Here is a 26099-nt window from a genome sequence, read left to right on the forward strand (position 1 = left end):
TTCGAAATACCGACTTCGGATGCTCGGCATGGGTCCCCGCCTCCGCGGGGACGACGGAGCATGGTGCGCTTCAGGGAATGACCACCCATTTCCTTTTTGGTGCATTTCAATCAATGGTATCCTTGGTGCAATAAGAGAAACACCCAAGAGACACCATGACCTTGCCTGACACCGAACCGAAGCAACCCCGCGCCGCCTACAGCGACGGGCCGCGCCTGCTGGCCGACATCGGCGCGACCCATGCGCGCTTTGCCCTGGAAAGCGCGCCCGGCGTGCTGCGCAACGTGGCCGTGCTGCTGTGCGACGACTATCCCGGCATCGTCCCGCTGCTGAACGCCTACCTGGCGCAGGCCGGCGCCGGCCGCATCAGCCACGCCGCGTTCGCGCTGGCCAATCCGATCAGCGGCGACTTCATCCGCATGACCAACCGCGACTGGCAGTTCTCGACCGACGAGGTGCGCCGCGCGCTCGGCCTGAACACGCTGTTGATCGTCAACGACTTCACCGCGCTGGCGATGGCGCTGCCGGGCTTCAAGCCGGACGACCTGCTGCAGATCGGCGGCGGCAAGCCGCAGTCGAACGCGGTGGCCGGCGTGCTGGGGCCGGGCACCGGCCTGGGCGTGTCCGGCGTGATCCCGACCGTGGACGGCTTCGTCACCCTCGGCAGCGAGGGCGGCCACATGAATTTCGCGCCGGCGGACGAGCGCGAGTTCGCGATCCTGCAGTACGCCTGGCGCGAATTCAGCCACGTTTCCAACGAGCGCCTGATCTCCGGCCCCGGCATGGAAATCATCTATCGCGCGCTGGCCGAGAGGAATGGCGTTTCGGATGCGCCGGCGCGCAACGCCGCCGAGATCGCCAGCTGCGCGCTGGAGCAGGGCGATGCGCTGTGCCTGGAAGTGCTGGAATGCTTCGCCGGCATGCTGGGCGGCGCCGCCGCCAACCTGGCGGTGACGCTGGGCGCGTTCGGCGGCATCTTCATCGGCGGCGGCATCGTGCCGCGCATGGCGCAGTGGTTCGAAACCTCGCCGTTCCGCGCGCGCTTCGAAGCCAAGGGCCGCTTTACCGACTACCTGGCGCAGATCCCGACCTACGTGATCATGATGCCGACGCCGGCGCTGTACGGCGTGTCGAGCATCCTGTCCGAGCACCTGCGCAACCGCAGCGGCGCCAACACGCTGATGGAAAAGGTGCAGAACCTGCAGCACGAATTGTCGCCGGCCGAGCAGCGCGTGGCGGCGCTGGTGATCGACCATCCGCGCAAGGTGCTGTCCGAGCCGATCGCCGAAATCGCCAAGCTGGCCGACGTCAGCCAGCCGACCGTGATCCGCTTCTGCCGCTCGCTCGGCTTTTCCGGCCTGGCCGATTTCAAATTGAAATTCGCCGGCAGCCTGACCGGCACCATCCCCGTGCGCCACAGCCAGGTGCGCATGACCGACAGCACCCACGACCTGTCGGCCAAGGTCATCGACAACACCGTCTCGGCGATCCTGAAATTCCGCGACCAGCTCGACGTGAATTCGATCGACCGGGCCATCGAACTGCTGCGCCGCGCCAAGCGCGTCGAGTTCTACGCGATGGGCAATTCGCGCGTGGTGGCGCTGGATGGCCAGCACAAATTCTTCCGCTTCCGCATCCCGACCTCGTCCTACGGCGACTCGCACCTGTTCGCGCTGGCCGCCGAGCTGCTGGGGCCGGGCGACGTGGTGATCGCGATTTCGACCGCCGGCCAGCTGCCGGAATTGCTGTCCGCCGTGGACACCGCGCGCGCGGCCGGCGCCGACGTCATCGCCATCACCAGCAGCAAGTCGGCGCTGGCGAGAAAAGCCAGCATCTGCCTGGCAGTCGACCACAGCGAGGACTCGACCACCTTCCTGTCGATGATCTCGCGCATCCTGCAGCTGCTCCTCATCGACATCATGGCGGTCGGCGTCTCGCTCGGGCCGCAGGGCGAGGCGGCGCTGGAGGGCGCCGATTCGGAGCGCAGGCGGATGCTGATTTCGCACCTGGACAGCTGACATGCGCGGCGTCGCGGCACTGGCAGTCGCGGCGCTCGTCGGCGCCAGCGCAGGTTGCGTCGCCGCCGCTGCGCCGCCGCCATCGCCGGCGGGTTGCGATGCCGCCGCGCTGGCGGCGCAAGGCTTCGATGCGCAGCAGCTGTGCCGCGTGCTCGACGACGTCGCTGCCGGCAACCCGGACCTGCACGGCCTGCTCGTCGAACGCCACGGCGTGCCGGTAGTGGAACGCTACCGCAGCGGCAAGGACCGCTCGGTGTATTCGCTGTTCGCCCATGAAGTCGATTTCGGTCCCGCCACCCGCCACGACCTGCGCTCGATCAGCAAGTCCATCACCGGCCTGCTGTGGGGCATCGCCGAGGCCGAGGGCAAGGCGCCGCCGCTCGACACGCGCGTGCTCGATCTGTTTCCGGAACTGGCGGACCTGGAGACGGCGGGGCGCGCCGCGATCACCGTCCGCCACCTCTTGAGCATGACCAGCGGCCTGGCCTGGGACGAAGCGGGCGCCTACGACTGGCGCAACGACGAGCTGGCGCTGTACTGGCGCAGTTCGCAGGCGCGTTACGTGTTCGGACGGCGCATGGCCGCGCCGGCCGGCACGCGTTTCCGCTACAACGGCGGCGGCACCGCCGTGCTGGCCGCAGCGCTGGCGCAACGCACCGGCATGGCGCTGCCGGACTATGCGCGCGAAAAGCTGTTCGCGCCGCTCGGCATCGTCGATTGGGAATGGCTGCGCGACGCGCGCGGTCGCCCGCTGGCGTTTTCCGGCCTGCGCATGCGGCCGCGCGACCTCGCCAGGATCGGGCAGCTGGTCCTGCAGCATGGGCAGTGGCACGGCCGCCAGATCGTGCCGCGCGCGTGGATCGAGGCGTCGCTCGTGCCGCAGGCCGACGTCGGCGACGGGCGCCGCTACGGCTACCAGTGGTGGCTCGGCGATACCGTGGCGGCAGGCGCACCACATCGCTGGGCGGCCGCGTTCGGCAATGGCGGCCAGCGTCTGTTCATCGTGCCGGACCTGGACCTGGTGGTCGTCATGACTGCCGGCGCCTACGACGACGAGGCAGGCGCGATCCGGATCAACCGGCTGTTCCGGAGGATCGCCGCTGCCGTGGCAAAGTGACGATCTTGCCATCACGGCAATTGAAACGGTCGTTCGATGACTTTTTGCTACCATCTGATCGACAGCCCAGCGCGCTTCACGCGGCTGGACACACGTTCACTTGCACAGGAGTTCGTCACGATGAAAATTTGCAGCCTGCTTTCCTCCATGTTGATCGGCGCCGTCGCCAGCGCGCGTTCGATGACCCCGATGGCCACCCTGTCGGCGGCGCGCCTGGCCGGCCGCCATACGCCCGGGCGTCTGGCCCTGCTGGACCGTCCGCTGTTCAAGTACGGCGCGCTCGCCATGGGCGTCGGCGAACTCTTCGGCGACAAGATGAAGAGTGCGCCCGACCGCACCGTGTTCCTGGGACTGGCGGCGCGCGTGGCCAGCGCCGGGATTGCCGGTGCGGCATTGGCGCCGCGCGGCGAAGAGCAGGCCGGTGCGGCAGTGGCGGTAGCGACCGCCGTGCCGCTGGCCTACGCCACGCTGGCCGTGCGCAAGCAGGCCATGGCGCGTATCGGCCAGACCCGCAGCGGCTTGATCGAGGATGCGTTGATCGTCGCCGCCGGCGCCGCCATCGTGGCGCTGGCCACCCGGCGCTGACGCGGCGCCGGCGCTGCGGCGCCGCGCTTGCCGGACACCGATGAAAAAGGCCGCGGCATCCTGCCCGCGGCCTTTTTGCATGTCAGGTATCGGCCGCCCGCGGGCGGCGCAAGGACCTTACTCGGCGTTCACCTGCTTGATGCCCGAGTTCTGGAACAGCGGGATCGGATCGGTGGTGTCGATTTCGACGATGGTCGAGCCGACCGCGGCGCCGGCGTTCTGGTAGCTGACGCTGCCCAGGTAGCGCTTGCCGACCGCCAGGCCCGACCAGGACAGGGCCACCGGCGCGGTGCCGCCGACCGCCACCGCGCCCGCTGCCGCGGCCTTGAAGTTGCCGCCGGTCGAGGTCGGGCTCAGCACCCAGGTCGACAGCTTGTAGGTGGCGCTGCCGCCGGCCGGCGCGTAGCCGACCACGCACACCTTGTAGTCGCCGGCCGCCGGATTGGTCAGCGTGACCATTTCGTTGCTGGTGTCGCTGCCGCTGGTGCCGACCACCGTGGTGCCGCGCGCCACCACCAGGTCCAGGTCCGAGGCGCCGTTGCCGCTGGTGTCGCTGTCGTACAGCGCGAAGCGGGCGATGGTGGCGCCGGCCGGGACCGTGACCGTGTGCACGTTGACGCCGGTGCCGCCGCCGCCGGTGCAGACCGTGTTGGCGGTGCTCGGGGCCTTGACCACCGTGCCGTTGAACTCGGTCGGCGCCAGCAGGCCGGACTTGGTGACCGCCAGCGCGCCGCTGAAGCCGGCGCCGATGGTGATCACCTTGCTGCCGGTGGTCGCTTCGCTGGTCACCGTGGTGGGGGCGGCCAGCATGGCGGCGCGCGCGTTCAGCGGGCTGCGCACGACGTGGCTGCCGTCGGTCCACACCAGCTTGCCGTACATCCAGGTGTTGTAGGCGGCGCTGGTGCGGGTCAGCTTGACCGCGAACTTGCCCGACGCGCCCGGCGCCAGCGTCAGGCTGGCCGGCGTCACGGCGACCGTGAAGCCCGGCAGCGTGGCGCTGGCGTTGTAGGTGGCGGTGCTGGCGCCGACGTTGGTGACCGTGCGGTTCATGGTCAAGACGCCCAGTACGTTGGCGGCGGTCAGCGAGGCCAGGTTCAGGTCGTACGGCTGGATGGTGCCGTAGGTCGAGCAGGTGGCGGCGCTGTAGACGTTCAGGCTCAGGCCGCACAGGAAGCGGATGTAGTCGACTTCGCTGGCGTCGTACACCAGGCCCGGATCGGCGGCCGCGGTCGGGGCGATGTGGCCGGCGCCCTGGCCCCACGGCAGCGTGCCGGTGGTCCTGGCGCTGCTGTCCCAGCTCACCGAGCCGTTCAGGCCGTCGCTGAAGGTGTCGGTGGTGGTGGTCATCAGGGCCGACTTGATCATCGCCGGGCTCCAGTCCGGGTGGCGCTGCTTGAGCAGCGCGGCGACGCCGGCCACGTGCGGCGAGGCCATCGAGGTGCCGGTGTAGAAGGCGAAGTCCTTGGACGGCGCCTCGCCGCCGGCGACGATCGCGGCGCGCTGCGCGCGCGTCAGGTCGGCGCTGACGGCGGCCAGGATGTCGGTACCCGGCGCGCTCAGGTCCGGCTTCATGATGTTGGCGTTGGCCACGTTCGGACCGCGCGACGAGCTGCTGTTGACGATCGGGGCGGTGACGGTCGGGTCGATCACGCCGTGCAGGTTGCCCAGCGCCGCGCTGGCGCCCGGGGTGGCGGCGATGTAGGCCTTGAGCCGGTCGCCGTCCTCGCGCCGGATGTGCACGGTCGAGACGGTGTGCGCCTGGTTCAGGATGGTGGTGGCGCCGCCGGCCACGTTGGCGATGACGACGCCGGCCGCGCCGGCGTTCTTCGCGTTGGCGCTCTTGTTGACCAGCACGTTGTTGCCGCGGTCGCAGACCAGGATCTTGCCGCTGACCTTGGCCGGATCGAGCAGGTTGGCCACGCCGTCGACCGAGCCGAAGCACTGGTTCAGGCTGACGTTGGCCGGGTCGACGCCGCTCATGCCGGCGTCCTTGGCCAGGATCAGCGGCGACGATGGGGTGTTGGCGTTGCCCGAGGCGCCGGTCAGGACCGTGCCGTTGCCGAGCGTGACGTCGCCCACGTACTGGCGGTTGTGGGTCGAGTTGGCGACCGTGGTCAGCCACGGGCTGATGTGCGCCACCGGCGCGGTCGCCGGGCCCGAGTTGCCGGCCGATGCCGCCACGAATACGCCGGCCGAGGCCGCGCCCAGGAAGGCGACCTCGGTCGCTTCGTTGAAGGCGCCGCCGCCGGCGTTCGGGCCGATCGAGAAGTTGATGACGTTGACGCCGTCCTTCACCGCCTGCTCGATCGCGGCCACGCTGTTCGAGGTGGCGCAGCCGTTGGCGGCGGTGGTGGCGTCGGTCCAGCAGACTTTATAGGCGGCGATGCGCGCGCGCGGCGCCATGCCGCTGATCTTGCCCAGGCTCAGGCCGCTCGCGTAGGCCGTCACGTGGGCGTTGCCGCCGGCGGTGCTGGCGGTGTGGTCGCCGTGGCCGCCATGGCCCTCGGCGCCGGCGATCGAGTCGCGCGGCGACAGGAACTCGGTCCAGTGCAGGTTCTGCGACGCCTGCTTGAAGTAGCGCGCGCCGATCAGCTTGTTGTTGCAGTCGCTGGCCTGGAAGCCTTCGCCGGTCTGGCAGATGCCCTTCCAGGTGGACGGCGGCGCGGTGTAGGCCAGCTTGCTGCCGTTGCGGCTCGGGTTGCCGTTCTCGTCGACGCGGTCGGCAAAGCTGTCGTGCTCCGGCCAGATGCCGCCGTCGACGATACCGATGATCATGCCTTCGCCGGCGCTGTCCTGGCCGCCGACCTGTTCCCACAGGCCGCCGGACTTGTCCAGGCCGAGGAAGGTCGGGGTGTAGCTGGTGTCGAGCTGCATGATGGAGTCGGCCGTGATGTTGGCGACTTCGGGGTTCTTCTTCAGCGCGCGCACTTCGTCGTCGGTCAGCAGGGCCGAGAAGCCGTTCAGCACGACCTTGTATTCGTTGGTGATTTGCGCCTTGTTGACGGTGGCGGCCACGCTGGCCTGCTTGCCGGCCAGGTAGCCGATGTAGTTCTGGACCGCGGCGGCGTCGACGTTCAGACGCTGGCCGGTGGCCGGTTTCGTTGCGGCCAGGCCGGCGACGTCGCCGGCATAGGTGGCGACCGGCTTGTCGACCAGCTGGATGATGTAGGAGCGGCGGACTTCGTCGTCGGCGGACGCGCCGGCGGTGGCGACGCTCAGCGCGAACAGGACGGCGGCGGTAATGGGACGCAGTTTCATGATTCGGTTTCCTCGCTGGTCAAGCCTGGTAGGCGCGGTTGGACGACACGGCGGACTTGCGGCGGCGCAGCGTGAGCGCCCCCATGCCGAGGGCGAGCAGCGCCAGGCTGCCCGGTTCCGGCACTTCGGCCAGGTTGATGTTGTCGAGGGCGAACTGGGCCTGGTTGTAGGCCGGGTCGCTGATGTCCTGCGGGTAGGTGCAGCCGCCGTTGCCGTCGAACAGGCAGGCGCGGATCGTCAGGCTGGTGAACACGCTGCTGGCGAAGGCCGCGCTCGGCAGGGCGCTGCTGAACACCGGATTGCCGGCGCTGTCGGTGCCGGGGAAATTGATGGCGTAGCTGATCGTGGTGCCGAGGTCGCGCACGGTGCCGGTCAGTACCAGCTGGCCATACGGGGTGTTGATCTGGCCGCCGATCGGCGCCACGAAAGCGTAATCGAAACTCGCCAGGCTGAAGGCTTCGCCGCCGTTGCGCGTGATGCGCAGGGCGCCGTCGGCCAGGCCGGCATAGTAGTGGCTCTGGTTGTCGGTCGGGCAGCCGCCCAGCGAGCAGGTGGTCGGGTCCAGGCCGTTGACCAGCAGGCCGGCCAGGGCGCCGGTGCCGTGCGTGTCCACTACCTGCAGCGCGTAGCCGGCTTCCGACAGCGTCTCGCCGTCGACATAGAACGTCGGATCGACGCTCTCGAAATTCACCACGCCGGCCATGGCGGGCACCGCACCCAGCAGCGACAAGGCGGCGCCGGTGCCGAGGGCGAGTTGCTTCAGCCGGGCGCGCGCGCCGGACAGGTAAACGGTAGGGGTGGACAGTGTCATCTCTCTTGCCTTGAAGTGAAAAAGTTAGTCTGTGAAAAACCACGTATTTTTATTAACGACCGAACTCTTTCAATCTAGCAAGGAATGCAATAACTGTTGAGATAATCTTTCTTGAATAAATTTTTTTATAAGGTATGTGGACTGAATAAAATTCAGTTTTCACTATGAAACAGGCATGGGTCAGAGAAAGAGGATGCTGTCGTTTTTCTGTTACAAATTGTAATAAGTCGACCGAATCGACATAAACAATAAAAACCGTTTATTTGCTTAAGGTAAGCATAATTTCCAAAAGTAAATGGGTGCAATGCGGGCAGGTCATACCGTGTGCGGGGCGGTGACGCAGGCGGGAGCGCCGTCTTCGATAGCGCCATGAATGCGCACCACGCGCAGCGCATCCGGGCGTTCGACCAGCACGCAGGTTTTTCCGGTGCGCTGGCAATGGTCCTGCACACGCCAATAGGCGCCGTGGCTCATGCACCCGGTCTGGCAGATCACCAGGTCGGCCGCGGCCAGGCTGGTTTCCAGCGTATCCGGCGCTTCGGCGCCGGCGGATACGCGCGGCCACGGCACGACGGCAGTGCGTGCAGGAGCATGGGCTGCGCCTGGCGCACGCATCAGCTGGTGGATGCGGGCCTGCAGCAGCGTCACCTGGCGCGCCAGTGCGACGCGCTTGGACAGGTCCGGAATCGCGCGTTCGCGTTCGGCGCGGTCCTCGCGTTCCCATGCCAGTTCGGTCTGGCGCCGGATCGCCTGGGCGCGCAGGCGCATGGTTTGCGCCTCCAGGCGGGCGATGGCGCGCGCCTGCGCCAGCAAGCGTTCGCCGCAGCGGGCCTGGACGTCGCGGTAGGCGTCCAACAGCACCCGGTGCTCGCGCAGCAATTGTTCGAAGTCATGTGCGGAAACCTGCATGGATTGTCCTCCCTCGTCGACGGTGGAATGCCGGCGCAACGCCCGACGTGAAAGCGCATTCTAGATGAGAATAATTCTCATTTCAAGGAGGGGTTGCTATAGGAGCCCTATCGTTTCCACATTGATGGCCCGTCGTCCCCGCGCAGGGTAAAGAATGCCACTGGCATTCTTTACCCCATGCCGAGCAACAGAATTCACTCACTGAAGCGTTACCCAGATGGTCGAAGATACCCACTTCGGGACGAATCAGTCTTCCACGAACACCACCGCCGTGCGCGGCGGGATCTCGAAGGCGCCGCTGGCGCTGTCGAAAGTCGCCTGGGTGGCGCGCTTGTCGGCCGCGCCGGGCGCCATGAACACCGGGTGCAGGCGCAGGCGCTTGCCCACCGCCTGCGGGTCGGTCACGCGGTGGCCGACCTTGTCGACGTTGATGAAGTAGCTGATGCCGGCGAAGCCGGCGCCGTCGTAGCCGCGCCCGTCCAGGTGCGCCGCCGCCACGGTCGGCACCTGCGCGCTGCCGGTGTTGAAGAAGCGCAGGCGGCGCTTGACCTCGTCGCTGGTGGGCAGGCGGAACAGGGTCGAGCTGGCGCGCACCGCCAGCAGGTCGCGGAAGGCGTCGCGCGCGAAGGCGATGTCGGCCGGCTGCGGCTTCAGCGCGGGGTTGGCCAGCAGCGGTTTCAACAGCGCGTAATCCTTGCCGTTGTCCTGTTCCGGCGGCAGGCCGGTACCGAAGTAATTGTCGCGGTAAGTCCAGTCGAGGCGGTTGAACCAGTCGCCGGAATTGAAGCTGTTGCGGTCCATCGACTTCGAGCGCAGCACGTCGATGCCGGCGTGGTAGTAGGCCACGCCCTGGCTGAAGGCGTCCACCGCCATGCCCAGCACCTGCACCCGTGCGCGCTCCTGGCTGGAAGTCGCCACCGGCAGTTTCAATACGTTCACGTCGTACAGTGTCTGGTTGTCGTGGTTTTCGACGTAGTTGACGGTCTCTCCCGGTTCCGCCGCGTAGCCGGCCGGCTGGCCGTTGTAGTCGATCGCCTCCAATGTCCTGATGCGGTCGTCCGCCGTCTGCAGCGGATACGAGCGGATCGAACCGGCCAGGCCGGCGCGCACCAGGTCGGCGGCTTTCAGCAGGTCGGCAGGGCTGGCCTTGGCGGCTTGCGCATTCGGGTCGTAGACCAGGCCGTTGATCCAGCCCTGGCGGAACAGTCCGGCGCCGGATTCGCCGGCCGCGCCGCCGCGTACCGCGTCGCGGGTGCGGTCGTTGAAGGTGCCGATGCCGCTGCCATTCAGCGACAGCTGCGAGGCCTGCACGAAGCGCGCGCCGTCGGCCACTTCGCCGAAGTTCCAGCCTTCGCCGATCAGCTGCACGTTGCGGCCGGCGGCGGCGTTCACCTGCCGCTGCAGGCGCTCCATCACCGCGCGCGGCTGGTGGCCCATCAGGTCGAAGCGGAACGAATCGATCTTGTACTGGGTCGCCCACAGGGTGACCGAATCGATCATCAGCTTGCCCATCATGAGGTTCTCGGTGGCGGTGTTGTCGCAGCAGGTCGACTGCTCGATCGCGCCCTTGGCGTCCAGGCGGTGGTAGTAGCCCGGCACGATGCGGTCCAGCACCGACTTCTCGTTCTGGCCGGCGATGAAGGTGTGGTTGAACACCACGTCCATGCCCACCCGCAGGCCCACGCCGTGCAGACTGTCGACCATCTGGCGGAATTCGAGCACGCGGGTGGCGCCGTTGGCCGGGTCGCTGGCGTAGCTGCCTTCCGGCGCGTTGTAGTGGTAGGGGTCGTAGCCCCAGTTGAAGCAGTCGGTCTGCGCGGTCTTCTTCACCAGTGCCTGCTGGGCGGTGCCGTCCGGCGCGCCGCCCGGACTCGGCACGGCGCAGCCGGTTTCCGGCACGCTGCCCAGGTCGTACACCGGCAGCAGGTGGATGTCGGTGAGGCCATTCTTCGCCAGCGCCGCCAGGTGCTTCATGCCGTTCGAGCGCAGGTCCGTGAAGGCGGCGTACCTGCCGCGGTGCTCGTAGGGCACGCTGGCGTCGTTGATGGAAAAATCGCGCACGTGCAGCTCGTACACCACCATGTCGGTCTGGTTCTTCACCGTGCGCGGGGCGGCGGACGCGTCCCAGCCCTGCGGCTTCAGGCGCGGCGCGTCCAGGCGGCCGATATAGCTGCGTTTCGAGTCGGTGGTCAGGCTGATCGAATACGGGTCGGTGACCAGGTTGCGCACGATGCCGGCGCCGTCCACCGGCACGTCGACCGCGTACCGGTAGTACTTGCCGGACAGGTCGCCCGGCAGCGCCGCGCTCCAGGCGCCAGTCTTCGCATCGAAGCCCATCTGGTACACCGCGCGCACCACCGACCTGCCGCTGTCGTAGACGCATACGGCGGCCTGCTGCGCGGTCGGCGCCCACAGCGTGAAGCCGGTGCGCTTGCCGTCGACGCTCACGCCCAGCCGGTCCAGCCCGGCGGCGGCGCCATATAAATCGTCGAGCGCGCCGGCCGCCTGCAGGCGGGTGGCGGCGACGACGATGCCGCGGGCGTCTTCCTGCACCAGCACCAGCTGCTCGCGGTGCAGGGCGCCCAGCGCGGGCACGTCGGCATCGCCCACCTGCAGCAGCGGACCGGCGGCCAAGTACTTGAAGCGGGTGGCAGCGGCAGCCGGCAGCGTCCCCTTGAACGGCTGCAGCACGACGGCGCCGGCGGCGCCTTCGACCTTGCCGCCGGCGGGCGCGGCGATGGCCCCGATCGGCGAGTGGTACAGCTTGAACACGCCGTCGGCGCCCGCGCCGGGCCAGGTGGCCAGGCGGCTGTCGAGCCAGACGGCGCGCGCGTCGAAGCCGGCCGCGGCCGGGTGCTGGACGATCTGGAAAGCCTTGCTGTCGCAGGCTTCCGGATTGATGGCGGCATGGGCGCCGCCGCCGGCCAGCAGGGAGAAAGTGATGGCGCCGGCGGCGCCGCGAGGGAATCGGATCATGGATGTGTGCAATCTGCGGAAACGGTTTACATCGTTGACGCGGCGCCTCCGCCTGGCGCCGCGCGGAGAAAAGCTTACGAACGGTAGTAGTCGACGACGCGGTAGCGCCTTGCATACCAGCCGAAGGCGAGGGCGGCCAGGAAGGCGAAGGCGGCAAAAAAATACATCTGGAAGGCCATCACGCCAAGCCCGGTGCCGGCGATGTGGCCGAGCACGGTTTCGTTCTTGACGCTGGCGTTCACGATCAAGACCCACAGGCTGCCGACCGTCACCGCCAGCGACCAGAACGCCATGATCGCGCCCTTCATCGAGGCCGGCGCCTGGCTGTAGGCGAATTCCAGCCCGGTGGCCGAGACCAGCACCTCGCCCATGGTCAGCAGGGCGTAGGGCAGGACCTGCCAGGCCATCGACAGCGGCGTGCCGCCGTCCATTACCACCTGGATGGTGCCGATCGCCACCCACGACAGCGCCGACAGGGCGATGCCCGCGGTCATGCGGCGCAGCGCGGTCGGCTCCCAGCCCAGGCGCCGCAACAGCGGGAACACGGCGATGTTGTTGAACGGGATCAGGAGCATCACCAGCAGCGGATTGAGCGCCTGCATCTGGGCCGGCTCGAAGCGGATTTCACTGCCGAACAGGGACAGCGTCGGACGCAGCATGCCGTTGGCCTGCACGATCCAGGTGGAGGCCTTCTGGTCGAACAGCGACCAGAACGGCGTCACCAGCGCGAACACCACCAGCACGCGCAGCACGCCGCGCACGCCGTCCACGGCGCTGTCCGGATGCAGGCCACGCGCGCGTTCCAGCTGCATGGCCACGCCGATGCCGCCGAAGGCGAGCAGCAGCACCAGCGCCGTGCAGGCGGCGATCACGAAGCCCCAGGTCGGCGCCATCGCCAGCGCCGCCACGGCGCCGGCCGCGCCCAGCGCAGCCACGCTCAATCCCGGCCGTCCCTGTCCCGGCCGGCGCGCCAGCAGGGCGCTGCGCGCCACGCGCAGGAAGGAATGCGGGTCGGCGGCGCCGGGCGCCACGTGCACGTAGCCCTTGCGGCCGCTCCAGAACACCAGCGTGGCGACGAACATCAGGATGCCCGGGATGCCGAACGCCACCGAGGCGCCGTAGTCGCGCAGGAATACCGGCATCAGCAGCGAGGCGAAGAAGGAGCCGAAGTTGATGATCCAGTAAAAGGCGTCGAACACCAGCTTCGCCTTGTGCTTGTTGGTGTGGTCGAACTGGTCGCCGACGAAGGAAGACACCAGCGGCTTGATGCCGCCCGAGCCGAGCGCGATCAGGAACAGGCCGGCATAGAAACCACGTACATCGTTTTCGAAGGCGGCCAGGCAGGCGTGGCCGGCGCAGTACACCAGGCTGAGCCAGAGCACGGTATGGTACTTGCCGAAGAAGCGGTCGGCCAGCCAGCCGCCCAGCAGCGGAAAGAAATACACGCCGATGACGAAGGTGTGGAACACGTGCTTGGCGTCGCCGGCGCGCTCGGCTTCCGGCAGGAGCAGCAGCAGCGACGAGATCAGGAAGGGTGTGAGGATGTTGCGCATGCCGTAGAAGCTGAAGCGCTCGCAGCCTTCGTTGGCGATGATGTACGGGATCTGGCGGGGCATGCGGCCAGTGCCGGTTGCCGATGGCGGGTTCCGGGTCATCGGGGGTCTCCTGTGGTGGTCGCCGTCCGGGCGGCGAATGCAGCGATGCTATGCAAGCCCATGTTGGTTGGCAATAGCCTTGGCAACAAGAACTTGTTCAGCAAGCATGACAGGCTAACATTGAATCTGTAGTTTGACTACTGCGGTGTCACATATGGATCGGCTGTCGAGAATATAAGTCGATGATTTTCAAGGGAGTTTGCATAAAATCTTCAATTTTCCGCGATTGTCAGTTATCCAGCGATCCTGTATATTGCGTAAAAATTACCAATCTCCTACGATCATGACATCATCCAATACGCATGCCGGCGCGCCCTGGTGGCAGGAAGCCATCATCTACCAGGTGTATCCGCGCAGCTACCTCGATACCAACGGCGACGGCGTCGGCGACCTGACCGGCATCACCCAAAAACTCGACTACATCGCCGGCCTGGGCGTGGACATCGTCTGGCTGTCGCCGTTCTTCACCTCGCCCATGAAGGACTTCGGCTACGACATCGCCGACTACTGCGACGTCGACCCGCTGTTCGGCACCCTGGCCGACTTCGACCGCCTGATCGCGCGCGCGCACGAACTCGGCCTGAAAATCATGATCGACCAGGTGATGGCGCATACCGCCGACGCCCACCCGTGGTTCGTCGAGAGCCGCGCCAGCCGCGACAATCCGAAGTCCGACTGGTACGTGTGGTCCGATCCCCTCGCGGACGGCAACCCGCCCAACAACTGGCTGTCGGTGTTCGGCGGCTCGGCCTGGCAATGGGACACGCGCCGCAAGCAGTACTACATGCACAACTTCCTGGTCAGCCAGCCGCAGCTGAACTTCCATAACCCGGCGGTGCAGCAGGCGCACCTGGATGCCTTGCGCTTCTGGCTCGAGCGCGGCGTCGACGGCGTGCGCATGGACGCCTGCGTGTTCCACTTCCACGACCGTGAATTGCGCAGCAATCCGCCGGCGCTGGTGCGCGACACCTCGACCGTCACCGACGTCAACCCGTACGGGATGCAGGCCCACATCCACGACAAGACCCAGCCGGAAAACATCGCCTTCTTGCAAAAGGTGCGCGCGCTGCTGGACGAATTCGGTGCAGTGTCGATCGGCGAAGTCAGCTCGGACGACGCCCTGGCGCAGATGGCCGAATACACCGAGGGCGGCGACAAGCTGCACATGGCCTACAGCTTCAATTTGCTGACGCCGGAATTCTCGAGCGCCCACGTACGCCGCCAGGTCGAGGAATTCACCGCGCGCGTCAAGGATGGCTGGGCGTCCTGGTCGGTCGGCAACCACGATGCCATCCGCGTCGCCACGCGCTGGTCCAAGCCGGGCGACACGCCGGCCACGCGCGCCGCGCTGGCCAAGCTGGTGCTGGCGATGCAACTGTCGCTGAAGGGAACGCCGTGCCTGTACCAGGGCGACGAACTGGGCCTGACCGAAGCCGACGTGCCGTTCGAGCTGCTGCAGGACCCGTACGGCATCACCTTCTGGCCCGAGTTCAAGGGCCGCGACGGCTGCCGCACGCCGATGCCGTGGACGGCCGCGGCGCCCAACGCCGGCTTCACCGGCGGCACGCCGTGGCTGCCGGTGGATGCCGCCCACGTGCCCCTGGCCGTCGACGCGCAGGACCGCGATCCGCACTCGATGCTGAACTTCGAGCGCAGCATCATCCATTGGCGCCGCACGCTGCCGCAGCTGACGCGCGGCGACATCGCCTTCTACGACGTGCCGGAACAGGCGCTGGCGCTGCGGCGCGAGCTGCCCGGCCACGCGCCGCTGCTGGCCGTGTTCAACGTGACGAACGAGGCCCTGGCGTTCGACTGGCCGCAGGCCGCGGGCGCGGCGCCGCTGTCCGGGCACGGCATGGCCGGCGACGTCGTGGACGGCAAGGTCACGCTGCCGCCGTACGGTGCCTGGTTCGGCACGCTGGCCGCCGGGGTGTAAGCCGATGCTGGAACAGCCGGACAATTCCCGCACCGCGTTCGCCGACGGCCCGCGCCTGCTGGCCGACATCGGCGCCACGCACGCGCGCTTCGCGCTGCAGACCGCGCCCGGCACCTACCGCTCGGTGCGGGTCTTGAAATGCGACGACTTCGCCGGCATCGTCCCGCTGCTGCGTTTTTATCTGCGCGAGCATGCCGACGTGCGCCTGCATCACGCGGCGCTGGCGCTGGCCAATCCGGTCAGCGGCGATTTCGTGCGCATGACCAACCGGCCCTGGGAATTCTCGACCGATGCCGTGCGGCGCGACCTGGGCCTGGACACGCTCTTGATCGTCAACGACTTCACCGCGCTGGCGATGGCGATTCCCGGCCTCAAGGAGGACGACCTGATGCAGGTCGGGCCGGGCGCGGCCGCGCCGAACGCGGTGATCGGCGTGCTCGGGCCGGGCACCGGCCTGGGCGTGTCGGGCGTGATCCCGACCCTGGACGGCTTCGTCACCCTCGGCAGCGAAGGCGGTCACATGAACTTCGCGCCCAGCGACGAGCGCGAGTTCGCGGTGCTGAAGCTGGCCTGGGAAACCTGGGACCACGTCTCCAACGAGCGCCTGATTTCCGGCCCCGGCATGGAAATCATCCACCGCGCGCTGGCGGCGCGCAACGGCGTGCACGCGCCCGCGCGCGACTCGGCCGCCATCATCGCCGGTGCGCTGGAAGAAGGCGACGCGCTGTGCCTGGAAGTGCTGGACTGCTTCTGCGGGATGCTGGGCGGCGCCGCCGCCAACCTGGCGGTGACGCTGGGTTCCTTCGGCGGCATTTTCATCGGCGGCGGCATCGTGCCGCGCATGGGCGAATGGTTCCGCGATTCGGCCTTCCGCGCGCGCTTCGAGGCCAAAGGGCGCTTCTCCAGCTACATCGCAGACATCCCGACCTACGTGATCACCACGGCGCACGTGGCCTTCGACGGCGTGGCCACCATCCTCTCGGAACACCTGCGCGGGCGCAGCGGCGCCAACACCATGATGGACCGGGTGCAGAACCTGCAGCGCGAACTGACGCCTGCCGAGCAGCGCGTGGCGTGCCTGGTGCTGGAGCAGCCGCGCCTGGTGCTCAACGAGCCGATCGCGGACATCGCGCGCCTGGCCGACGTCAGCCAGCCGACCGTGATCCGCTTCTGCCGCTCGCTCGGCTTCCTCGGCCTGGCCGATTTCAAGCTGAAATTCGCCAGCAGCCTGACCGGCTCGATCCCGGTGCGCCACAGCCAGGTGCGCACCAGCGACAGCACCCACGACCTATCGGCCAAGGTGATCGACAACACGGTGTCCGCCATCCTGAAATTCCGCGACCAGCTCGACGTGCAGGCGATCGACCGCGCCATCGCGCTGGTGAGCCGCGCGCGCCGGGTCGAGTTCTACGCGATGGGCAATGCGCGCGTGGTGGCGCTGGACGGCCAGCACAAGTTCTTCCGCTTCCGCATCCCGAGCGCGCTGTACGGCGACTCGCACCTGTTCGCGCTGGCCGCCGAGCTGCTCGGGCCGGGCGACGTGGTGGTGGCGATCTCGAACTCGGGCCGCTTGCCGGAACTGCTGGCGGCGGTGGACGCGGCGCGCGCCGCCGGCGCCGACGTCATCGCCATCACCAGCAGCCAGTCGCCGCTGGCGCGCCGCGCCACGGTGTGCCTGGCGGTGGATCACGCCGAGGACAGCACGCATTTCCTGTCGATGATCTCGCGCATCCTGCAGCTGCTGCTGATCGACATCCTGGCGGTCGGGGTATCGGTGGACGTGCACCATGCGCGCGCCGGCGTCGAAGGGTCCGGGGAAGGGGAGCTGGAGCAGCGGCGCGCGTTGATTTCGCACCTGGATGGCTGAACCAGCGATGTTTCATTATTGAATACAACGCTGCATCACTCCCCCAGCCATCAGCCCGTCGTTCCAGGCATTGCCTGAAACGACTCCCCGCGAAGGCGCACTACTGTCCAAGATAATCGTTATCTCTGCTTTAACCCATAGCTCGTCGTCCCCGCGCAGGGTAAAGAATGCCACTGGCATTCTTTACCCCATATTGAGCAACAGAATTCATTACCATTGAGGCAACTGAAATATTTCAGAAATACCAACTACGGACACTCAGCATGGGCCCCCGCCTTCGCGGGGGCGACGGTTTTTAGACCTGCAACGCCATCAGCGGCGCCGGCACGTGTGCGCTGACTCGCATCAGTGCGCCTTCAACTCCACATTCCGGATATTCCTGCGCCACTCCGACAGCGACTGCACCGTATCCGTCTGCGCATCCTCCACCAGGATCTCGTCGCCTTGTCTCGCCACCAGGAAACTAGCGCGGCGGTGGATGTCCTTCGGGCGGTTTTCCACGAAGCTGAGCTGGTAGTAGGGCTTGCCGCCGAGCAGGCGCGGCGCCGGGTCGTCCTCGATCACGGCGCCGTGCGATTGGCCGTGCGAACCCTTTTCGATCTGCTCCGACCACGCCTTGACCTCGGGCAGCGCCATCAACGAGGCCATGGCCTGGTCGCGCGTGCGCGCGGGGACGCTTGGCACTGCCGGCGCGCTGGCAGCCGGCTTGGCGGGCGCCGGCGGCTGCTCGCGTTTGCAGCCGGCCAGGCCGCAGGCGAGCACGATGGTCAGCAGGAACGGCGTTGCCGGCGACCGGCGCGAGAAGAGGGCGTGATGTAGGGGCGGCATGGTTTTACGTTGGTTGAAGGCGATGGTAAACCACTTCCCGACCCGCGGGCAACCATGCCGGCGCCCGGTGCGGCCGGGGATCAGGCCGCCTCGTCGATCTCTTCCTTGAGCGAAGCCATGTCGATCACGTAGCGGAAGCGCACGTCGCCGTTTTCGACCTTCTTGTAGGCGTCGTTGATGTCCTGCATGCGGATGAGCTCGATATCCGGCGCAATGCCGTGCTCGGCACAGAAATCCAGCACTTCCTGGGTCTCGGCCAGGTTGCCGATCAGCGAGCCGGCTACCGAGCGGCGCTTGAAGGCCACCGGCTGGTTGTCGACCGGCGCCAGCGGTTCCAGCGCGCCGACCACGCACAGCACGCCGTCGCGCTGCAACAGCTCCAGGAACGGGTTCAGGTCGTGTTTCTCGGGAATAGTCGACAGCATGAAGCTGAAGTGCGTCGCCAGCCGTTCCAGCGCCTTCTTGTCGTCTTCCATCACGGCGTCGACGCCCAGTCTTTGCGCTTCCTCGATCTTTTCCCTGGTGGTGGTGAACACCGTCACCTCGGCCCCCATCGCCTTGGCCAGCTTGGCCGCCATGTGGCCCAGGCCGCCCATGCCGATGATGCCGACCTTGTCGCCGGCCTTCACGTTCCAATGCTTCATCGGCGAGTAGGTAGTCACGCCCGCACACAGGATCGGCGCCGCTTCCTCGGGTTTCAGCTTGGCGGGGATCTTCAGCACGAAGTCTTCCTTGACTACCAGCAGGTTCGAGTAGCCGCCGAAGGTGTTGTCGCGGCCGTAGATGTTCTCGCCGCCGGCCTTCGCTTTCGGCTGCATCGGGCCGTTGTAGGTGGCCAGCCAGCTGTTCGGGCTGGCGCAATAGTTCTGGTCGCCGCAGCGGCACGGCTCGCAGGCGCCGCAGCTGTCGATCATGCAGCCGACGCCGACCAGGTCGCCCACGGCATGCCTGCGCACCGCCGGCCCGACCTTGGTAACGCGTCCCACGATCTCGTGGCCCGGCACGCACGGGTATACCGTGTTCGACCATTCGTTCTTCACCTGATGGATGTCCGAGTGGCACACGCCGCAGTACAGGACGTCGATTTCCACCTCGTGCGCAGTGGCTTCCTCGCGCTCGAACTCGTATTTCTTGAGACGGCTGAACGAATGCTTGGCGGCGTAGCCGGTGACCTTGATCATGTGACCCCCTTGTCGGAAAACCTGAACCTTAGAGGGCGGTGCGATCACGGTCTGTACGATTGCGCGCTTAGTTCCAGGCAACGACCGAGGCTGGATGGCAAACCCGGCGTCAGCCAGCCACGTGCAAACCCTGGTCATCGCACCAGCGCTGCAGGGCGCTGCGGGTCTCGTCGTCGTGGAAGCGCTTCCATTCGCCGGCGGCGCCGCGCGCTTCAAGCAGTTTCACGAAGCCGGCCTCGGGGTCGGCTTCGCGCAGCAGGTCTTCCACGTTCTCGCGGTCGCCCGGCATGTGCTTTTCGGCGAAGCGCCGGGGCAGGGCGGCGCCCAGGCCGAGCGTGCGCAGGCCGGGGATGGCCACGTAGCGGCCGTCGTCCGTGCCGTCGTCTTCCTCGCCGCCGCCCGGCAGGGGCGCCTCGTCGTCCAGGTACTCGTCGTCGCGGAACTGGATCATGCCGGTGTCGCGTTCGATCCAGGCCTTGGCTTCGCCGTGCGCTTCGTCCACGATGGTCATGGCGTTTTCGAGTTCGTCGAGTTTCACTTGGGTCATGGCAGGGTCTCCGTCGGCAGATGGGGTGGGCACCCGATTATGAAGCGGACGCGGGAAATCCGGGGCGCGTTTGGCGCCATGGTCGACAAGCAATAAAAAAACCCTGCAAGGCTCACACCTTGCAGGGTTTTCGCAGCGTGTTACGGCAGGCCGATTACATCATGCCGTCCATGCCGCCCATGCCGCCCATGCCACCCATACCGCCCATGCCGCCGCCGGCCGGCTTGTCTTCGACGATCTCGGAGACCATCGCGTCGGTGGTCAGCATCAGGCCGGCGATCGACGCGGCGTTCTGCAGTGCCGAGCGGGTCACCTTGGCCGGATCCAGCACGCCCATTTCGACCATGTCGCCGTAGGTGCCGTTCGAGGCGTTGTAACCGTAGTTACCGGTGCCGGCCAGCACGCCCGAGACCACGACCGACGGCTCATCGCCGGCGTTCTGGACGATCATGCGCAGCGGCTCTTCCATCGCGCGCAGCACGATCTTGATGCCGGCGTCCTGGTCGGGGTTGTCGCCCTTGACCTGGATCGCGGCGCGGGCGCGCAGCAGGGCCACGCCGCCGCCCGGGACGATGCCTTCTTCCACGGCAGCGCGGGTGGCGTGCAGCGCGTCTTCCACGCGTGCCTTCTTCTCTTTCATCTCGACTTCGGTGGCGGCACCGACGCGGATCACGGCAACGCCGCCGGCCAGCTTGGCCACGCGTTCCTGCAGCTTCTCGCGGTCGTAGTCCGAGGTCGCTTCTTCGATCTGGATGCGGATCTGCTTGACGCGGCCTTCGATGCCTTCGGCCTGGCCGGCACCGTCGATGATGATGGTGTTTTCCTTGCCGACTTCGATGCGCTTGGCCTGGCCCAGTTCGTTCAGCGTGACCTTTTCCAGGGTCAGGCCGACTTCTTCGGCGATCACCTGGCCGCCGGTCAGGATGGCGATGTCTTCCAGCATGGCCTTGCGGCGGTCGCCGAAGCCCGGTGCCTTGACGGCGACGGTCTTGAGGATGCCGCGGATGTTGTTGACCACCAGGGTCGCCAGCGCTTCGCCGTCGATGTCTTCGGCGATGATGACCAGCGGACGGCCGGCCTTGGCGACTTGCTCCAGCACCGGCAGCAGGTCACGGATGTTCGAGATCTTCTTGTCGCACAGCAGGACGAACGGGCTTTCGTGCACGGCGACTTGCTTGTCCGGGTTGTTGATGAAGTACGGCGACAGGTAGCCGCGGTCGAACTGCATGCCTTCCACGATGTCCAGCTCGTCGTTCAGCGACTTGCCGTCTTCGACGGTGATGACACCTTCCTTGCCGACCTTTTCCATCGCCTCGGCGATGCGCTCGCCCACGGACGAATCCGAGTTGGCCGAGATGGTGCCGACTTGCGCGATCTCTTTCGAGGTGGTGGTCGGCTTGGCGATGTTCTTCAGCTCTTCGACGGTGGCGGCGACGGCCTTGTCGATGCCACGCTTCAGGTCCATCGGGTTCATGCCGGCGGCAACGAACTTCATGCCTTCGCGCACGATGGCTTGCGCCAGCACGGTCGCGGTGGTGGTGCCGTCGCCGGCGTTATCGCTGGTCTTGGAAGCGACTTCCTTGACCATCTGCGCGCCCATATTCATGAGCTTGTCTTTCAGTTCGATCTCTTTGGCGACCGAGACGCCGTCCTTGGTGACGGTCGGGGCGCCGAACGAGCGCTCGAGCACGACGTTGCGGCCTTTCGGGCCCAGGGTGACCTTGACCGCGTTGGCCAGGATGTTGACGCCTTCGACCATCTTGGCGCGCGCTACGTCGCCGAACACTACATCTTTAGCTGCCATGTTTTATTTCTCCGAATTCAAAGGATAGGTTTGTTGGGAAGATCACAGGGCCACGACGGCCATGATGTCTTCTTCGCGCATGACCAGCAGTTCTTCGCCGTTGACCTTGACCGACTGGCCTGAGTACTTGCCGAACAGAACGCGGTCGCCGACTTTCACTTCCAGCGCGCGCACCTGGCCGTTGTCCTGCACTTTGCCGTTGCCCACGGCGAGGATCTCGCCCTGGTCCGGTTTCTCGGCTGCTGCATCGGGGATGATCAGGCCGGACGCGGTCTTGGTTTCCTGGTCGAGACGCTTGACGATCACGCGATCGTGCAGTGGGCGAAGGTTCATGCAAAACTCCTTTGATTGATGATTGACTGTCGTGGTTTGACCGGCGCAGTGTCGTTGTTGCCGGTTCGAGGAGGGATTAGCACTCCTCAGTGACGAGTGCTAATTATAGGGACGATAATTCGGGTTTTCAAGCTGCTATGTTGGCGTTGCAACGGACTTTTTTCACGTAACCCCAATCCAATATTTGAGTTCACGCAATACCGTTTACCAATTGGGCGGGTGTATAGCGAGTATTCGACTGCCATCTACGGCTTTGCCGCGCCACTTGGCGAACGCACAATCGTGGGAGCTTAGCATTCATTCGACAAATCGTGCGCACGATCAGGTAACTAGATAAATAGATATTGATCTATCACATATCTGTGAAGGAATATGATGTTCTCAGGCCTTTACTTATTGTAATGATAAGGCGGAATGCAATGGGAGAATCCCGCATTTTCCGCACGATCGCCACTGCCGGCGTCGACGGCATCAATCGTGATCCTGTTGACGAAAAAATCAACTCGGCCCTATAGTGATGAATGATTTCCGAATTCCAAGAACTTTCCGATAAAATCGACCGGTTGGCCCAGCTGGCCCAGTCGCTGCGCGGCGAAAATTACCTGCTGCGCCAGGCCAACGCCTTGCTCAGCGCCGAAAACGTCGATTTCAATCACCGGCTCCTCGAAGCCCAACGCCGCGTCGAAGCGCTGCTCGCGCAGCTCGAACCCACGCCTCCCGCCACCCCCGACGACAGCGAGGCCGCGCAATGATCTACCTCGACGTGCTCATCATGGGGCAACCGTACCGCCTGGCCTGCCGCGAAGGGGAACAGAAGACGCTGCGCGAAGCGGTGGCTTACCTCGACGGCAAGATGTGCGCCTTGCGCGATACCGGCAAGGTCAAGGGTACCGACCGCATCGCCGTCATGGCGGCGCTGTCGGTGGCCGCCGAATTCCTGTCGGTGAAGTCGCCGCAGGGTCCCCTGTCCGACATGACGATGTTGGAAATCAAGACCAAGCTGGAAGCCATGCACGTGGTGCTGGACAATGTGCTTGATGCAAAGGAAACGCCGTAACCGGCAGGCGGACGCCGCTATGCGGCCTGCCTAACACTCGCGCGTGCTTCGAAGCTAAAAACGTTTGACATGGCAGTTCATCGTAGTAAACTGAGGTCTACCCTGCGGTGTTCGAGATTTGTCATATATTCCTTGAACCATTCTTACGCATAGGTTGTGGAACATTCTTGATGGGCGTGATCGTCACTTGCTTGACGAACCCGAAATTGAGCTGACTGCGACCACCTTGAGCCGTTCAGGTTCGGGATGCCGGCAAAAACGGCACAGGCGGGGCTTTATTCCAGAGCGGTTGCGACACGACAGTGCGCAACCGCTTTTTCATGCCTGCTTTTATTTCTACCATGCGCTACTGGTTGATGAAATCCGAGCCCGACGAAGTCGCGTTCGACGACGTGCTGGCTGCGCCCGGCAAGACGGTGTCCTGGTTTGGCGTGCGCAACTACCAGGCGCGCAATTTCATGCGCGACCAGATGCAGCCGGGCGACGGCGTGCTGTTCTATCATTCCAGCTGCGCCGTGCCCGGTATTGCCGGCATTGCCGAAGTGGTGGGGGCGCCGTATCCGGACGCGTCCCAGTTCGAGACGGATCGAAAATATGCCGATCCGAAGGCCACGCCCGAGGCGCCGCGCTGGATTTCGGTCGACGTGCGCGCGGTGGCGCAGGGACGCTATCTGCCGCTGACCGAGTTGCGCACCGTGCCGCAGCTGCAAGACATGGTGCTGCTGCAAAAGGGGAGCCGGCTGTCGGTGTCGCCGGTGACGCGGGGCGAATGGGAGTGCATCCTGGCATTGGCCGGCGTGTAGGGTGGGCGGGCTTCCCGTCCACCCTACGAAAGTAGCGTCGTACTTGCGCCGTCAAGCCGGCACGGCGCGCTTGTTCCCATCAGAATACGCCCAGCCCAGCATGATCAGCCCGGCCACGATCATCGGCAGCGACAGCACCTGTCCCGACGTGATCGGCAGGCCGAACACGTGGGTTTCCCAATCCGGTACGCGGAACCATTCGGTGAAGAAGCGGGCGCAGCCGTACAGCAGCGTGTACAGGGCGCCCACCGCCAGGCGCGGGCGCGGCTTGCGCGCGAACAGCCACATGATGGCGAATACCAGCAGGCCGTCGACCAGCATCTGGTACAACGGCGACGGATGGACCGGACCCTGCACGCCCGGCCACAGCATGGCCCAGGGCAGCGAGGGATCGGCGGCGCGGCCCGGCAGTTCCGCATTGATGAAATTGCCCAGGCGTCCGCAGGCGTAGCCGATCGGCACCATCGGCGCGATGAAATCGTAGACGTCGAGCAGGTTGCGGCCGCGCTTGCGCGCCCACAGCGCCATCGCGATCAATACGCCGATGAAACCGCCGTGGTACGACATGCCGCCGTGCCAGGTCATGAAGATCTCGAGCGGGTGCGAAAAATAGTAGTCCGGCTTGTAGAACAGCACTTCTCCCAGGCGCCCGCCGATCACCACGCCCAGCATGCCGTAGAACAGCATGTCGTCCAGGTCCTCGTTCTTCCAGCCCTGCGCGACGATGTGCGGCTGGTGCTTGATGCGCACCCGGCCCAGGAGGATGAACAGGGCGAACGCGAGCACGTACATGATGCCGTACCAGTGGATGTCCACGGGGCCGATGCTGAACGCGATCGGATTCGGCTGCGGGTGAACCAGCATAGTGATCTTCCTAAAATAAACCTACAGTGAGTCGCGCAACAAGTCCAGGAAGCCTTTCAGCACAGGGGAACCATTGTCGCGGCGCCAGGCGATACCGGTCTCGACCAGCGGCGTCGGGTCGGCCAGGGCACGGTATTCTACGCCGGGACGCATCAGGTTGGAGACCGATTGTGGCACAAGTGCCAACCCCATGCCGGCCGAGACCAGGCTGACGATGGTCTGCATCTGGATCGCCTGCTGGCCGATGACGGGCGTGACGCCGGCCGCGCCGAAGCAGGACAGGATGGCATCGTGCAGGGCTGGCGAAATCTCGCGCGGGAAAATGATCAGGGGTAGGTGCGGTATATCCTGCAGGCGGATCGGCGTCGCCCCGACCGGCAAGCCGGAGCCGGTCGGGGCGCACAGGATCAGGGGCTCGTCGAGCACCTTCATGTAGTCGAGGTCTTGCCGGGCCTTGTCCGGCAGCGGCGGGATCAGCAAACCGGCATCGATGCGCCCGCGCAGCAGTTCCTCGACCTGCACGTCCGACGTCGCCTCGCGTAGCGTCAGGTGCACGGCCGGATAGCGTTCGCCGTGGCGCCGCAGGAACGCGGGCAGCACGCTGTAGTCGGCCGAGGTGACGAAGGCGAGCGCCAGCCGTCCCGCTTCGCCGGCGGCGGCGCGGCGCGCCAGTTCGGGCAGAGCGGCCGCTTCGCTCAGCATGCGCCGCGCCTCGGGCAGCAGCGCCGCGCCGGCCGGCGCCAGTGCCACGCTGCGGCGGTCACGCACGAACAGCGGCGCGCCCAATGCCGCTTCCAATCCTGCGATCGCCTGCGACAAGGGCGGCTGCGTCATGTGCAGGCGCGCCGCGGCCCGGCCGAAATGCAATTCCTCGGCCACGGTCACGAAGTAGCGCAGCTGTCGTAATTCCAGGTTCATGCTCGATATGGACAACGTGTGAAATCTAAACCATTGATTCATGGAAGATATCACAACGCCAAACCTGGTTCGGGGTCAGAGCACAATCGACGATTGGGAGCAAAGCGATTCGGGGTCAGAAAGCGATTCGGGGTCAGAGCACAATTGCAGCATTGGCCGGCGATTCTGCTCTGACCCCGAATTACCGAAAAAATGGGGTGGAAACAATTGTTTAAAGTCGGGCTCTGACCCCGGTTTGATGGTGCGCAGTCAAGTGCTCATTTACGCTTGGCGAAGCTGTGCTTGACGCGGTCCTTGCGGCGCTGGTTGTCGGCGTTGTGCGCCTTCTTTTTGTCCAGGCCGAGCATCTTTTCGATGAATTCGAACCAGATGAAGGCGACCGCCATCAGGGCGACGATCCACCACCAGGACAGGTCGGCGAACTTCCAGACTTCCAGGGCACGCAGGGCGACGAGAAGGGCGATCAGGATGATCAGGGGCATGGCGGTTCCTTTCCCGGCCATCTTACCCCAGATCAGAACCATAATTCCATGCAGAAACAAAAGTGTATCGTCCAGTCCACGACAATCTGTATCAGCCGTAACCAGGTATGTCGATGTCACTCTTGCACGGGAAACAGGCTAGAATCTCGG

At 65.9% G+C, this 26099-nt stretch carries 21 protein-coding genes and 1 other RNA gene; 9 read left to right on the forward strand and 13 right to left on the reverse strand.

Annotation, left to right across the window (positions count from 1 at the left end; translation table 11 throughout):
- The first annotated feature begins 155 nt into the window (after window positions 1-155).
- From HH212_RS12735 to HH212_RS12745, 3 genes are all read left to right on the forward strand, one after another.
- Window positions 156-2018, forward strand: coding sequence for a glucokinase (locus tag HH212_RS12735; RefSeq protein WP_170202811.1), 1863 nt, complete (start codon window positions 156-158; stop codon window positions 2016-2018).
- Between the two features lies 1 nt (window position 2019).
- On the forward strand, window positions 2020-3135 hold the full coding sequence (locus HH212_RS12740; protein ID WP_170202812.1) for a serine hydrolase domain-containing protein: 1116 nt from the start codon (window positions 2020-2022) through the stop codon (window positions 3133-3135).
- A 120-nt stretch (window positions 3136-3255) separates the two neighbouring features.
- Window positions 3256-3720, forward strand: a complete 465-nt coding sequence (locus HH212_RS12745) for a hypothetical protein (RefSeq protein ID WP_170202813.1) — start codon at window positions 3256-3258, stop codon at window positions 3718-3720.
- 117 nt (window positions 3721-3837) lie between these two features.
- Here HH212_RS12745 and HH212_RS27710 read toward each other — a convergent pair whose 3' ends face one another.
- The 5 genes from HH212_RS27710 to HH212_RS12770 all read right to left on the reverse strand — a co-directional run bounded on the left by HH212_RS27710 (window position 3838) and on the right by HH212_RS12770 (window position 13290).
- Complete coding sequence (locus HH212_RS27710; protein ID WP_170202814.1) at window positions 3838-6978, reverse strand: S8 family peptidase; 3141 nt, start codon at window positions 6976-6978, stop codon at window positions 3838-3840.
- A gap of 19 nt (window positions 6979-6997) precedes the next feature.
- Window positions 6998-7789, reverse strand: a complete 792-nt coding sequence (locus HH212_RS12755; protein ID WP_170202815.1) for an NF038120 family PEP-CTERM protein — start codon at window positions 7787-7789, stop codon at window positions 6998-7000.
- 315 nt (window positions 7790-8104) lie between these two features.
- Window positions 8105-8698 carry a DUF2325 domain-containing protein gene (locus HH212_RS12760; RefSeq protein ID WP_170202816.1) on the reverse strand — a complete coding sequence of 198 codons (594 nt, stop codon included), beginning with the start codon at window positions 8696-8698 and terminating at the stop codon, window positions 8105-8107.
- A gap of 246 nt (window positions 8699-8944) precedes the next feature.
- Entirely contained in the window at window positions 8945-11674 is a 2730-nt protein-coding gene (locus HH212_RS12765) for an alpha-1,6-glucosidase domain-containing protein (RefSeq protein ID WP_170202817.1), read from the reverse strand.
- A 74-nt stretch (window positions 11675-11748) separates the two neighbouring features.
- The gene (locus HH212_RS12770; protein ID WP_170202818.1) at window positions 11749-13290 is read right to left on the reverse strand and encodes a POT-type proton-dependent oligopeptide transporter; all 1542 of its coding nucleotides are present in this window, start codon (window positions 13288-13290) and stop codon (window positions 11749-11751) included.
- Between the two features lie 322 nt (window positions 13291-13612).
- On the opposite strand from HH212_RS12770, the gene HH212_RS12775 reads away from it, so the two are divergent.
- Both HH212_RS12775 and glk read left to right on the forward strand, forming a co-directional pair.
- Complete coding sequence (locus HH212_RS12775; protein WP_170202819.1) at window positions 13613-15265, forward strand: alpha-amylase family glycosyl hydrolase; 1653 nt, start codon at window positions 13613-13615, stop codon at window positions 15263-15265.
- 4 nt (window positions 15266-15269) lie between these two features.
- Window positions 15270-17132: a glucokinase gene (glk, locus tag HH212_RS12780; RefSeq protein ID WP_170202820.1), complete on the forward strand. Its 1863-nt coding sequence runs from the start codon at window positions 15270-15272 to the stop codon at window positions 17130-17132.
- A gap of 345 nt (window positions 17133-17477) precedes the next feature.
- Here glk and HH212_RS12785 read toward each other — a convergent pair whose 3' ends face one another.
- The 5 genes from HH212_RS12785 to groES form a co-directional block, all read right to left on the reverse strand.
- Window positions 17478-17960, reverse strand: a complete 483-nt coding sequence (locus HH212_RS12785) for a hypothetical protein (protein WP_170202821.1) — start codon at window positions 17958-17960, stop codon at window positions 17478-17480.
- 80 nt (window positions 17961-18040) lie between these two features.
- Window positions 18041-19141 carry an NAD(P)-dependent alcohol dehydrogenase gene (locus HH212_RS12790; protein ID WP_170202822.1) on the reverse strand — a complete coding sequence of 367 codons (1101 nt, stop codon included), beginning with the start codon at window positions 19139-19141 and terminating at the stop codon, window positions 18041-18043.
- Window positions 19142-19250: 109 nt separating this feature from the next.
- Entirely contained in the window at window positions 19251-19688 is a 438-nt protein-coding gene (locus HH212_RS12795) for a hypothetical protein (protein WP_170202823.1), read from the reverse strand.
- A 154-nt stretch (window positions 19689-19842) separates the two neighbouring features.
- Complete coding sequence (gene groL, locus HH212_RS12800; RefSeq protein ID WP_170202824.1) at window positions 19843-21492, reverse strand: chaperonin GroEL; 1650 nt, start codon at window positions 21490-21492, stop codon at window positions 19843-19845.
- Between the two features lie 42 nt (window positions 21493-21534).
- On the reverse strand, window positions 21535-21825 hold the full coding sequence (gene groES, locus HH212_RS12805; protein ID WP_170202825.1) for a co-chaperone GroES: 291 nt from the start codon (window positions 21823-21825) through the stop codon (window positions 21535-21537).
- Window positions 21826-22346: 521 nt separating this feature from the next.
- Here groES and HH212_RS12810 point away from each other — a divergent pair.
- The 4 genes from HH212_RS12810 to HH212_RS12825 all read left to right on the forward strand — a co-directional run bounded on the left by HH212_RS12810 (window position 22347) and on the right by HH212_RS12825 (window position 23685).
- Entirely contained in the window at window positions 22347-22577 is a 231-nt protein-coding gene (locus HH212_RS12810) for a hypothetical protein (protein ID WP_170202826.1), read from the forward strand.
- Entirely contained in the window at window positions 22574-22882 is a 309-nt protein-coding gene (locus HH212_RS12815) for a cell division protein ZapA (RefSeq protein WP_170202827.1), read from the forward strand. Before HH212_RS12810 ends, HH212_RS12815 begins: the two co-directional genes overlap by 4 nt.
- A gap of 96 nt (window positions 22883-22978) precedes the next feature.
- Window positions 22979-23160: non-coding RNA, 6S RNA (gene ssrS / locus HH212_RS12820), on the forward strand.
- Window positions 23161-23223: 63 nt separating this feature from the next.
- The gene (locus tag HH212_RS12825) at window positions 23224-23685 is read left to right on the forward strand and encodes an EVE domain-containing protein (RefSeq protein ID WP_170205418.1); all 462 of its coding nucleotides are present in this window, start codon (window positions 23224-23226) and stop codon (window positions 23683-23685) included.
- A 51-nt stretch (window positions 23686-23736) separates the two neighbouring features.
- Here HH212_RS12825 and lgt read toward each other — a convergent pair whose 3' ends face one another.
- From lgt to HH212_RS12840, 3 genes are all read right to left on the reverse strand, one after another.
- Window positions 23737-24549 (reverse strand): prolipoprotein diacylglyceryl transferase, encoded by an 813-nt coding sequence (lgt, locus tag HH212_RS12830; protein WP_170202828.1) that lies wholly within the window; start codon window positions 24547-24549, stop codon window positions 23737-23739.
- A 21-nt stretch (window positions 24550-24570) separates the two neighbouring features.
- The gene (locus tag HH212_RS12835; protein WP_170202829.1) at window positions 24571-25467 is read right to left on the reverse strand and encodes a LysR family transcriptional regulator; all 897 of its coding nucleotides are present in this window, start codon (window positions 25465-25467) and stop codon (window positions 24571-24573) included.
- A gap of 257 nt (window positions 25468-25724) precedes the next feature.
- Window positions 25725-25949 carry a TIGR04438 family Trp-rich protein gene (locus tag HH212_RS12840; protein WP_170202830.1) on the reverse strand — a complete coding sequence of 75 codons (225 nt, stop codon included), beginning with the start codon at window positions 25947-25949 and terminating at the stop codon, window positions 25725-25727.
- Between the last annotated feature and the right edge of the window lie 150 nt (window positions 25950-26099).

Source organism: Massilia forsythiae (assembly GCF_012849555.1).
GTDB lineage: Bacteria > Pseudomonadota > Gammaproteobacteria > Burkholderiales > Burkholderiaceae_D > Telluria > Telluria forsythiae.

What these genes read in the sequence shown, in the direction of transcription:
- HH212_RS12835 (WP_170202829.1), bottom strand. Translation starts at nt 25,467, where the DNA reads ATGAACCTGGAATTACGACAGCTGCGCTACTTCGTGACCGTGGCCGAG.
- HH212_RS12815 (WP_170202827.1), top strand. Translation starts at nt 22,574, where the DNA reads ATGATCTACCTCGACGTGCTCATCATGGGGCAACCGTACCGCCTGGCC.
- groES (WP_170202825.1), bottom strand. Translation starts at nt 21,825, where the DNA reads ATGAACCTTCGCCCACTGCACGATCGCGTGATCGTCAAGCGTCTCGAC.
- HH212_RS12825 (WP_170205418.1), top strand. Translation starts at nt 23,224, where the DNA reads ATGCGCTACTGGTTGATGAAATCCGAGCCCGACGAAGTCGCGTTCGAC.
- HH212_RS12840 (WP_170202830.1), bottom strand. Translation starts at nt 25,949, where the DNA reads ATGCCCCTGATCATCCTGATCGCCCTTCTCGTCGCCCTGCGTGCCCTG.
- HH212_RS27710 (WP_170202814.1), bottom strand. Translation starts at nt 6,978, where the DNA reads ATGAAACTGCGTCCCATTACCGCCGCCGTCCTGTTCGCGCTGAGCGTC.
- groL (WP_170202824.1), bottom strand. Translation starts at nt 21,492, where the DNA reads ATGGCAGCTAAAGATGTAGTGTTCGGCGACGTAGCGCGCGCCAAGATG.
- HH212_RS12755 (WP_170202815.1), bottom strand. Translation starts at nt 7,789, where the DNA reads ATGACACTGTCCACCCCTACCGTTTACCTGTCCGGCGCGCGCGCCCGG.
- HH212_RS12810 (WP_170202826.1), top strand. Translation starts at nt 22,347, where the DNA reads ATGATTTCCGAATTCCAAGAACTTTCCGATAAAATCGACCGGTTGGCC.
- glk (WP_170202820.1), top strand. Translation starts at nt 15,270, where the DNA reads ATGCTGGAACAGCCGGACAATTCCCGCACCGCGTTCGCCGACGGCCCG.
- HH212_RS12785 (WP_170202821.1), bottom strand. Translation starts at nt 17,960, where the DNA reads ATGCCGCCCCTACATCACGCCCTCTTCTCGCGCCGGTCGCCGGCAACG.
- HH212_RS12770 (WP_170202818.1), bottom strand. Translation starts at nt 13,290, where the DNA reads ATGCCCCGCCAGATCCCGTACATCATCGCCAACGAAGGCTGCGAGCGC.
- HH212_RS12745 (WP_170202813.1), top strand. Translation starts at nt 3,256, where the DNA reads ATGAAAATTTGCAGCCTGCTTTCCTCCATGTTGATCGGCGCCGTCGCC.
- HH212_RS12775 (WP_170202819.1), top strand. Translation starts at nt 13,613, where the DNA reads ATGACATCATCCAATACGCATGCCGGCGCGCCCTGGTGGCAGGAAGCC.
- HH212_RS12740 (WP_170202812.1), top strand. Translation starts at nt 2,020, where the DNA reads ATGCGCGGCGTCGCGGCACTGGCAGTCGCGGCGCTCGTCGGCGCCAGC.
- lgt (WP_170202828.1), bottom strand. Translation starts at nt 24,549, where the DNA reads ATGCTGGTTCACCCGCAGCCGAATCCGATCGCGTTCAGCATCGGCCCC.
- HH212_RS12790 (WP_170202822.1), bottom strand. Translation starts at nt 19,141, where the DNA reads ATGATCAAGGTCACCGGCTACGCCGCCAAGCATTCGTTCAGCCGTCTC.
- HH212_RS12760 (WP_170202816.1), bottom strand. Translation starts at nt 8,698, where the DNA reads ATGCAGGTTTCCGCACATGACTTCGAACAATTGCTGCGCGAGCACCGG.
- HH212_RS12795 (WP_170202823.1), bottom strand. Translation starts at nt 19,688, where the DNA reads ATGACCCAAGTGAAACTCGACGAACTCGAAAACGCCATGACCATCGTG.
- HH212_RS12765 (WP_170202817.1), bottom strand. Translation starts at nt 11,674, where the DNA reads ATGATCCGATTCCCTCGCGGCGCCGCCGGCGCCATCACTTTCTCCCTG.
- HH212_RS12735 (WP_170202811.1), top strand. Translation starts at nt 156, where the DNA reads ATGACCTTGCCTGACACCGAACCGAAGCAACCCCGCGCCGCCTACAGC.